General features: G+C 59.6%; 7 protein-coding genes, 1 tRNA gene, 2 rRNA genes and 1 pseudogene (1 of these 11 cut by a window edge). 4 read left to right on the top strand and 7 right to left on the bottom strand.

Annotated elements, in window-relative coordinates:
* From JL2886_RS07365 to JL2886_RS07355, 3 genes are all read left to right on the top strand, one after another.
* Positions 1-2,325, top strand: a 23S ribosomal RNA gene (locus JL2886_RS07365) (it extends 502 nt beyond the left edge of the window).
* Positions 2,326-2,513: 188 nt separating this feature from the next.
* Positions 2,514-2,628 (top strand): 5S ribosomal RNA (gene rrf / locus JL2886_RS07360).
* Positions 2,629-2,676: 48 nt separating this feature from the next.
* Positions 2,677-2,753: transfer RNA gene (locus tag JL2886_RS07355), tRNA-Met, on the top strand.
* A gap of 125 nt (positions 2,754-2,878) precedes the next feature.
* Here the strand turns inward: JL2886_RS07355 and JL2886_RS07350 are convergent.
* The 5 genes and pseudogenes from JL2886_RS07350 to JL2886_RS07330 form a co-directional block, all read right to left on the bottom strand.
* Positions 2,879-3,223, bottom strand: coding sequence for a hypothetical protein (locus tag JL2886_RS07350; RefSeq protein ID WP_156767917.1), 345 nt, complete (start codon positions 3,221-3,223; stop codon positions 2,879-2,881).
* 76 nt (positions 3,224-3,299) lie between these two features.
* Entirely contained in the window at positions 3,300-3,467 is a 168-nt protein-coding gene (locus JL2886_RS19425) for a recombinase zinc beta ribbon domain-containing protein (RefSeq protein WP_156767916.1), read from the bottom strand.
* 59 nt (positions 3,468-3,526) lie between these two features.
* Positions 3,527-3,934: a recombinase family protein gene (locus tag JL2886_RS07345; protein ID WP_065271415.1), complete on the bottom strand. Its 408-nt coding sequence runs from the start codon at positions 3,932-3,934 to the stop codon at positions 3,527-3,529.
* Positions 3,935-3,942: 8 nt separating this feature from the next.
* Positions 3,943-5,132 (bottom strand): annotated as a pseudogene (locus JL2886_RS19205) (IS3 family transposase).
* Positions 5,133-5,377: 245 nt separating this feature from the next.
* Positions 5,378-6,262: a LysR substrate-binding domain-containing protein gene (locus tag JL2886_RS07330; RefSeq protein ID WP_065271413.1), complete on the bottom strand. Its 885-nt coding sequence runs from the start codon at positions 6,260-6,262 to the stop codon at positions 5,378-5,380.
* Between the two features lie 133 nt (positions 6,263-6,395).
* Between JL2886_RS07330 and JL2886_RS07325 the strand changes: the two genes are divergently transcribed.
* The gene (locus JL2886_RS07325) at positions 6,396-7,064 is read left to right on the top strand and encodes an FMN-dependent NADH-azoreductase (protein ID WP_065271412.1); all 669 of its coding nucleotides are present in this window, start codon (positions 6,396-6,398) and stop codon (positions 7,062-7,064) included.
* A gap of 89 nt (positions 7,065-7,153) precedes the next feature.
* On the opposite strand, the gene JL2886_RS07320 is transcribed toward JL2886_RS07325, so the two are convergent.
* Positions 7,154-7,855, bottom strand: coding sequence for a DUF1989 domain-containing protein (locus JL2886_RS07320; protein WP_116560474.1), 702 nt, complete (start codon positions 7,853-7,855; stop codon positions 7,154-7,156).
* 2 nt (positions 7,856-7,857) lie between these two features.
* Positions 7,858-8,751, bottom strand: coding sequence for a polysaccharide deacetylase family protein (locus tag JL2886_RS07315; protein ID WP_065271410.1), 894 nt, complete (start codon positions 8,749-8,751; stop codon positions 7,858-7,860).

Here is an 8,751-nt window from a genome sequence, read left to right as displayed (position 1 = left end):
ACCCCGACGAGGGGAGTGAAACAGTACCTGAAACCGAACGCCTACAATCAGTTGGAGGCCCCTTGAGGGCTGACAGCGTACCTTTTGTATAATGGGTCATCGACTTGGTCTCACGAGCAAGCTTAAGCCGCTAGGCGAAGGCGCAGCGAAAGCGAGTCTTAATAGGGCGAATGAGTTCGTGGGATCAGACCCGAAACCGAGTGATCTAGGCATGGCCAGGTTGAAGGTGCGGTAACACGCACTGGAGGACCGAACCCACATCTGTTGAAAAAGATCGGGATGAGCTGTGCCTAGGGGTGAAAGGCCAATCAAACTCGGAGATAGCTGGTTCTCTGCGAAATCTATTTAGGTAGAGCGTCATCCGAATACCCCGGGGGGTAGAGCACTGGATGGGTAATGGGGCCCCACAGGCTTACTGATCCTAACCAAACTCCGAATACCCGGGAGTACTAGATGGCAGACACACTGCGGATGCTAACGTCCGTAGTGGAGAGGGAAACAACCCTGACCTCCGGCTAAGGCCCCCAATTCATGGCTAAGTGGGAAAGCAGGTGGGACGACCAAAACAACCAGGAGGTTGGCTTAGAAGCAGCCATCCTTTAAAGATAGCGTAACAGCTCACTGGTCTAAATAAGTTGTCCTGCGGCGAAGATGTAACGGGGCTCAAGCCATGAGCCGAAGCCGAGGATGCACATAGTGCATGGTAGCAGAGCGTAGTGTGACATAGTCTCATGTCTCCTTACTTCCTTCGGGAAGATTGGAGACAAGAGGCTTTCGATGAAGCCGGGGCGTGAGCCATCCGGTGGAGAGATCACTAGCGAGAATGATGACATGAGTAGCGACAAAGAGTGTGAGAGACACTCTCGCCGAAAGTCCAAGGGTTCCTGCTTAAAGCTAATCTGAGCAGGGTAAGCCGGCCCCTAAGCCGAGGCCGAAAGGCGTAGGCGATGGGAACCAGGTTAATATTCCTGGGCCAGGAGGATGTGACGGATTGCGACTGTAGTTCAGCCTTATCGGATTGGTTGGGCTGCTGAGCAGTCCCTGGAAATAGCCCTCCATCAGACCGTACCCTAAACCGACACAGGTGGACTGGTAGAGAATACCAAGGCGCTTGAGAGAACGATGTTGAAGGAACTCGGCAAAATACCTCCGTAAGTTCGCGAGAAGGAGGCCCGGGTTCAAGGCAACTTGGATCCGGGGGCACAAACCAGGGGGTGGCGACTGTTTATTAAAAACACAGGGCTCTGCGAAGTCGCAAGACGACGTATAGGGTCTGACGCCTGCCCGGTGCCTGAAGGTTAAAAGGAGGAGTGAGAGCTCCGAATTGAAGCCCAGGTAAACGGCGGCCGTAACTATAACGGTCCTAAGGTAGCGAAATTCCTTGTCGGGTAAGTTCCGACCTGCACGAATGGCGTAACGACTTCCCCGCTGTCTCCAACATCGACTCAGCGAAATTGAATTGCCTGTCAAGATGCAGGCTTCCCGCGGTTAGACGGAAAGACCCCGTGCACCTTTACTACAGCTTCGCACTGGCATCAGGATTGTGATGTGCAGGATAGGTGGTAGGCATCGAAACCAGAACGCTAGTTCCGGTGGAGCCTCCCTTGAGATACCACCCTTCGCACTCTTGATGTCTAACCGCGGTCCGTTATCCGGATCCGGGACCCTGCGTGGCGGGTAGTTTGACTGGGGCGGTCGCCTCCTAAAGCGTAACGGAGGCGCGCGAAGGTTGGCTCAGAGCGGTCGGAAATCGCTCGTTGAGTGCAATGGCAGAAGCCAGCCTGACTGCGAGACTGACAAGTCGAGCAGAGACGAAAGTCGGCCATAGTGATCCGGTGGTCCCGAGTGGAAGGGCCATCGCTCAACGGATAAAAGGTACGCCGGGGATAACAGGCTGATACTGCCCAAGAGTCCATATCGACGGCAGTGTTTGGCACCTCGATGTCGGCTCATCTCATCCTGGGGCTGGAGCAGGTCCCAAGGGTACGGCTGTTCGCCGTTTAAAGAGGTACGTGAGCTGGGTTTAGAACGTCGTGAGACAGTTCGGTCCCTATCTGCCGTGGGTGTAGGATACTTGAGAGGAGTTGCCCCTAGTACGAGAGGACCGGGGTGAACGATCCACTGGTGGACCTGTTATCGTGCCAACGGTAGTGCAGGGTAGCTATGATCGGAAAGGATAACCGCTGAAGGCATCTAAGCGGGAAGCCCCCCTCAAAACAAGGTATCCCTGAGGGCCGTGGAAGACCACCACGTCAATAGGCCGGAGATGTAAGTGCAGCAATGCATTCAGTTGACCGGTACTAATCGCCCGATAGGCTTGATCTGTTCCAGTAACAGACAGTCTCGTAAACACCAAAAAGCAAAACGAAACTTGGACAAAACGTTGATCTAAAAACCTTCCGCTTTTGGAAAACGACCCGTGACATAACGGGCCTGCGGCAACGGGCATTTGCTTCGCAAATATCCTGCCTGCCGCAAATACCAAAAGCCGGAGGCTTTTGGTATTTACTCGGTTTGGTGGTCATAGCACGAGCAAAACACCCGGTCCCATCCCGAACCCGGAAGTTAAGTGCCGTCGCGCCAATGGTACTTGGGCTTAAGCCCTGGGAGAGTAGGTCACCGCCAAACCTAGTAAATACCAAAAAAATCTCTCTAACGATCATAACCAACAATCTCCGCGGGATGGAGCAGCCCGGTAGCTCGTCAGGCTCATAACCTGAAGGTCGCAGGTTCAAATCCTGCTCCCGCAACCAACTTTAGCGAACACGCCGCACCCGAAAGGGCTGCGGCGTTTTTGTGTCACGCCAGTGCCTTGAAACATCCGGGACACCTCGCCCCGGATCTCAATCGCAACACCACCCTGTGCCTGCGGGTCGCCCTAGACGCGGACTTCGCCCAGAAGCTCCCGCAACAGCGCGTTCGCCTCGACCATATGATCGCTGCCGGTCAGCAGCTCTTCCAGACGTGCGACCTGGGCACGGTCGATCGCCTCCAGATCCTCCCGGGAAGGCACATTGAGACTGTTCTCTTCGGAAATCTCCGCGAGTTCCGCCCGGAGCGCATCGCGCTCCGCCTCCCTCGCCTTTAAGCGCTCCATGAGCGCGGCGCTGGCGTCATCTCCTTCGAGCCGGTCCAGCAGGCGTTCGATTGCACCTTCCGCTTTCCTGAGCTGCGCCTCAGGCGCAGCATGGGAGGCGGCGTTCTGGTCAGGGCGGCCAGACATCAGGCACGTGACCTCTTCTGCGAAGGCGGGTGTCAGGAGGCCCTTGCGGAGCCGTGCCAGCACGCGGCTCTCCAGTTCATGGCGCGTGATGGTCCGTCCGGCTGTTTGCGCATTCCTGCTTGCCTTGGCTCTTGCGGTTGTAGCAGCCGTAACGCTCCTTGCCGGTGATCGTGAAACCGCCGCCGCAGCAGCCGCATTTGACGATCCCGTTCAGCAGATACCGGGCGCGGTGACTTCCGTTCAAAGGTGCTGCCTTTCTGGCGTAGATGGTGTGCGTCTTCTCGAGACGGTTCTGGACTGTGTTCAGACATCGTCTTCAATGATCGCGAGTTCGGGGGCATCGCCATAGACGATCTGATGTTCTTCCGCCGCGGGGCGGGAGATCCGGTTGCCGGTATCCGGGTCCCGGGAGAACCGGTTGCGGCCGTAAGTGATGCCGCCGACATAGGCTTCGTTCCGCAGCATCCCGTCGCGTTTCTTCGCATTACCCCGGATCGTGGAGTCATTCCACTTCCGTCCCGACGGCGATGGGATGCCTTCAGCGTTGAGTGAGGCAGCAATGGCGCCAGGCGATTTCCCGTTGGCATATTCGTTGAAAATGCGCCGGATGATCATGGCCTCTGACGGAACAATCTCGCGATTGAGACCCTCCCCGGCGGGTGTGACGCGGTAGCCATAGGCAAGGTGATCAGCCCCACCCAATTGGTCCATTTTGAATGTTAGTGCATGATCGGCCTCGGTTCCATCGGGACGATGGATTCCGTGGTCGGTGAGCGGTAGCCCAGGGCACTGTGTGGTCGTTTGGTATTGTAGTGTTTCCTCCATTGTTCGATCAGGATTTGAGCCTCCCGTAAGCTGTAGAAGACTTCACCATTGAGCAGCTCATCCCTGAAGCGGGCGTTGAAGCTTTCGCAGTATCCGTTCTCCCAGGGCAACCCCGGCTCGATGTAGGCGGTTTTGGCACCGACGGCAGCAATCCAGTCCCGGACGGCCTGTGCAATAAACTCGGGGCCGTTGTCTGATCGGATGTAGGCGGGGCCCCCGCGCAGGATGAACAGATCCGTCAACGCGTCGATCACTTCTGTTGAGTTCAGCTTCCGCTTCACTCGGATCGCCAAGCATTCCCGGCTGTGTTCATCCAAGATGTTGAGCGTTCGGAACGCTTTCTCGTCATCCGTCCTGTGATGCACAAAATCATACGACCATACGTGATTGCGATATTCTAGCCTAAGCCGGACACACGCGCCATCGTTGAGCCAGAGCCTCCCCTTTTTGGGTTGTTTCATCGGCACTTTGAGCCCTTCACGTCGCCACAGACGTTCGACACGCTTGTCGTTCACAAACCATCCTGCATCCCTTAGCAGGGCGGCAATCCGACGATACCCGTATCGACCATACTGGCGGGTCAGCTCGATCATGTCGGCCACCAGACGATCCTCGTCGGCACGCCCAGCTGGCAGCCGTCTCTGTGTGGATCGGTGCTGCCCTAAAACACGGCAAGCCCGACGCTCTGAGATATGGAACCGGCTTCGCACATGGTTAATGCAGGCACGACGACGCGAAGGGCTCAAGGGCTCCGCCCATTTGGGCGCTTGAACGATCCACAGGATCGTTCATCACTGCGTGAACCGCTTCATACTCCCCGTGCGGCCTCCGACAGGATCAGCTTGTCCAGCGTCAGGTCAGACACAGCCCAGCGCAGCCGCTCATTCTCCTTCTGAAGCCGTTTGAGTTCTCGCAGTTGGTCGGTTCCCATGCCGCCATATTGCTTCCGCCAGCGATAGAACGTTTGCTCGGTTATCTGCAATTGGCGGATAGCATCAACACGCGGCATTCCTTGACCGCATAGCACCTCAACCTGCCGCAATTTCGTGACAATCTCTTCTGGCTTGTGTCGTTTGATTCCCATGTTTGATCCTCCGTTTCCTAACTATAGGGGCGGACCACTTCAGTGGGGGAGGATCACCGAGACCTCTGTGCTGGTGGAAAACATAGCGGTCGATGACCTGAACCTCGCGGAGAATTTCCTCTTCACCTGATCGAACCAGCAGTCCGCTGATGAAGCCTCGCGGCAGCCTTCTATACTGAAGGCTGCGAGTGGGATGCTGGCAGCACACAGCAAACCTACAAGCACGACGTCTCGTGCTGCCAAACCTACCCGGAAGCCCGCGCCCAGTTTGCGAAGTGCTCCACTTCGGCAAAGCGCGGATGATCGGCGCGGCTCACTGCCCAGAAGGTTCTGCCGGGCAAGTCCGTATCGGATAGGCGTAACAGCTGCCCGGTTGCCATAGCAGAGGCGGCGAGGACGCTGGATGCCAGCACCACGCCCTGACCTGCAAGCGCCGAGTCGATGGCATGGATTTCCTCGGAAAAGTGCTGTGTAACCTCTGGTGCCTCCCCCGTAAGCCCGGCAGCGCGGCACCAGCGTTGCCAGCTGGGCGCCGCTTCTGCGCCGCCACTCCAGCGGTATTCGATCAGCGGCAGGCGCAGGATACCGGCATCGTCGTTGACCGGACAGCGGCGCAGCAGGTCAGGTGCGCAGAGCGGGATCAGGCTGTCTTCGAACAGCGGCAACCATTGGCCTCCCGGCTCTGGATGGAGGGCATAGCGCACCGCAAAATCCACATCCCCGCCGGACAGGTCCACGGGTCGGTTGTCAGCCTCGACCTTCAGGTTCATCCCGGCCTCGCTGCGCAATGCAGGCAACCGCCGCATGAGCCAGAGACTGGCGAAAGCCACCGTGACGGAAACCGTCAACGGGCGGTCCGTATCCCGCTCGGAAATCCCGGCGATGGTGTCGGCTATTCGGTCGAAACTCTCGCGCAGCACCGGATACAGGGCCTCGCCTTCCGCCGACAGGCGGATCGGGCGCGGATAGCGATGAAAGAGTTTCACCTCGAGGATCTCTTCCAGCTGGCGGATCTGGTGGCTGATCGCGGTCGGCGTCAGGTGAAGCTCAGCGGCGGCACGGGCAAAATGCAGGTGTCGGGCAGCGGCTTCAAAGGCGCGGAGTGCGTGGAGCGGAGGCAGGCGCCGCATCGATCTTGTCCTTTCCGTTTGGGGTGCAGCCTGGATGAATCCTATTCATCCAGGCCCTGAGATATTCGCTTTCGCCAGTGGGTTGGCCACTTGGTAGGCATGGCGCGAAGTGGAAAAACTCAGGAGATTTCCCATGCCCACTCTGTTGCGAATTGATGCAAGCGCCCAGCTTGAAGAACGCTCCCTCACGCGTCATCTGACCGGGCTGTTCACGCAGAACTTTCTGGCTCAGGCACCGGAGACGAAAGTCATCACCCGCGATGTCGGCTTGAACCCGATCCCCGCGATTGACCATAAATTCATTCACGCGGCCTTCACCCCGCCCGAAGAGCGCGAGCCGTGGATGAGTGAGCGTCTGGCACTGTCCGACGAACTGGTCGATGAGGTGATCGCGGCGGATATCGTCGTCCTCGGCGCGCCGATGTACAACTACGGCATGCCGACCGCCCTGAAAGGCTGGATCGACCATATCGCGCGGATCGGCCGGACCTTCTCCTTTGATCTGGCGCGTGGCGACACCCCGATCGAGCCGATCCTGTCGGGCAAGCGGCTGGTGGTGCTGTCCTCGCGCGGTGAGTTCGGCTTTGCCCCGGGCGGTGTGCGGGCGCATCTCAACGCGCTTGACCCGGCGCTGGCGGCCTGTGCGCATTACTTCGGCGTCGCGCAGGCGGATATCGATACCATCGCGATCGAATATCAGGAGTTCAAAGACGCGCGTCACGAGGCCTCGGTTGAAGCGGCAGAGACCCGCACCCGCGCGCTGGCCGCGAAACTGGCCGGTGCGGCGGCAGAGGCCGCCTGAGACATCCGTCTGCGACGGTAAGGTCTGAGACAGAAAAATCGGGGGGCGCGGATTTCGATCCGCGCCCCCAGTGTTTTGTGCGACCGAGGTCACTCAGTGTCCTGATGCAGCTGGACTTCCAGCGCGCTCGGCTGCGCATCCTCGCCATTGATCGGCAGCAGATCCATCGGGCAGCAGGAAATCACCACCACCGCGTCCATTTCCGCGCGGAACAGCACGTGGTCGCCCTTGCTCGAAACCGGAGCCCGCCATTCCATCGCGCCGCCCTCGACCACCGGCGTGTTCATCCAGAGGTTCAGCGGGCACGGCACCGATGTCGGACGCAGGCCGATGGCGCCCAGCGCCATGCGCAGGTTGTCGGTGCAATTGTCGTGATAGCCCTCATGGCCCAGCTGCGCGTAGCGGTGAATATCGCAGGAGGCAACCAGCGTGTCGTGCACGCCGGGCGAGCTGTCCTCAACCAGCGTGAGGATCGGGCGGCGGCGGTTGGTCACCAGCGCGTCGCCGGGGCGCGGCGACACGCGCCGCAGCGTCGGGCGCAGGTGCTCCATCGACAGGTATTCGTTGCAGTCGCCCTCGGCAAAGGCCCAGAAATCGCCAATCTGGCTGCCGTCGCGGTTGATGACCGACAGCAACTCGCCCTTTTTCACGCGCATTGCCCGGCCCTGACGGGCGGGAATGGTGTAGGTGGTACCGGCACTGAGGCGGCCATCCTCTGCGAGGGTCTGATGCGCGCTCGGGTTCTCACCGTCGGGCCGTGCGGCATCAAAGGGGGTGTTGAGGGTATCCATCTTCATTTCTCCATCAGGACGGGATGTGGGTAGGGGGCGGCGGGCTCACGATGCGGCTGCCAGACGCCTTCGGCCTCCTGGCTGGCGGCATAGGCGGCGATCTCTTCCAGCGGTGCGAACCAGACATCGCCGCGCGACAGCACCTCTTCGAGCCAGCGCTCCACCACCCGCCAGCGGGCCAGCCGCCCGGTCAGGAACGGGTGCCAGATGCCGATCCAGAGGCCGCCGACCTCGTATTGGGCTTCGAACTCGTCAAACGAGGCCTCCAGTCCGCGGCGCGGCGACATCACCGGCATCTTGTAGCCGATCTCGTCGAAATGCGCGAAAGGCGGCCAGTCGTCGCTGCCCCAATGCACCGGCAGTTCGTAGAGAGAGCCGGATGCGGTGTCGATCTGATAGGGCAGATCGTCCGCCATCATCGAGCTTTCATAGGTCAGCCCGTGTTTCACCGCGAGCGACAGCACTTCGGGCGTGACGTTATAGACCGGGGCGCGATAGCCGCGCGGGGTGCTGCCGGTCATCTTCCGGTGCACCTCGAGCGCCCGTTCGAACCAATAGGTCTGTTCCTCGGCGCTCTGTTCGGCTGGGTCTTCGTGCAGATACCCGTGGTGGCCGATCTCATGGCCGCCCGCAAGGATCGCCTCGACCGTCTCCGGGTATTGCTCCATCACCCAGCCGGGCATGAAGAAGGACTGTTTGAGCCCCAGCCGACGGTAGGTGTCCAGAATGCGTGGCACGCCGGAATTCGGGCCATAGCGGCCCATGCTGATCGGGTAGAGGCGGCGGTGCCCGTCGTCGGGGCGGGCGATGTGGATCAGGCTGTCGGCATCGACGTCAAAGGTGATCGCACAGGCACAGCGGGCGCCGTTCGGCCATTTTATCGGGTTTCGGATCAT

The sequence above is a fragment of the Phaeobacter gallaeciensis genome (assembly GCF_001678945.1).
GTDB classification, from domain to species: Bacteria; Pseudomonadota; Alphaproteobacteria; order Rhodobacterales; family Rhodobacteraceae; genus Phycobacter; species Phycobacter gallaeciensis_A.
The sequence above is the reverse complement of the archived record's forward strand: the minus strand, read 5'-3'. Positions and strand labels throughout refer to the sequence as shown.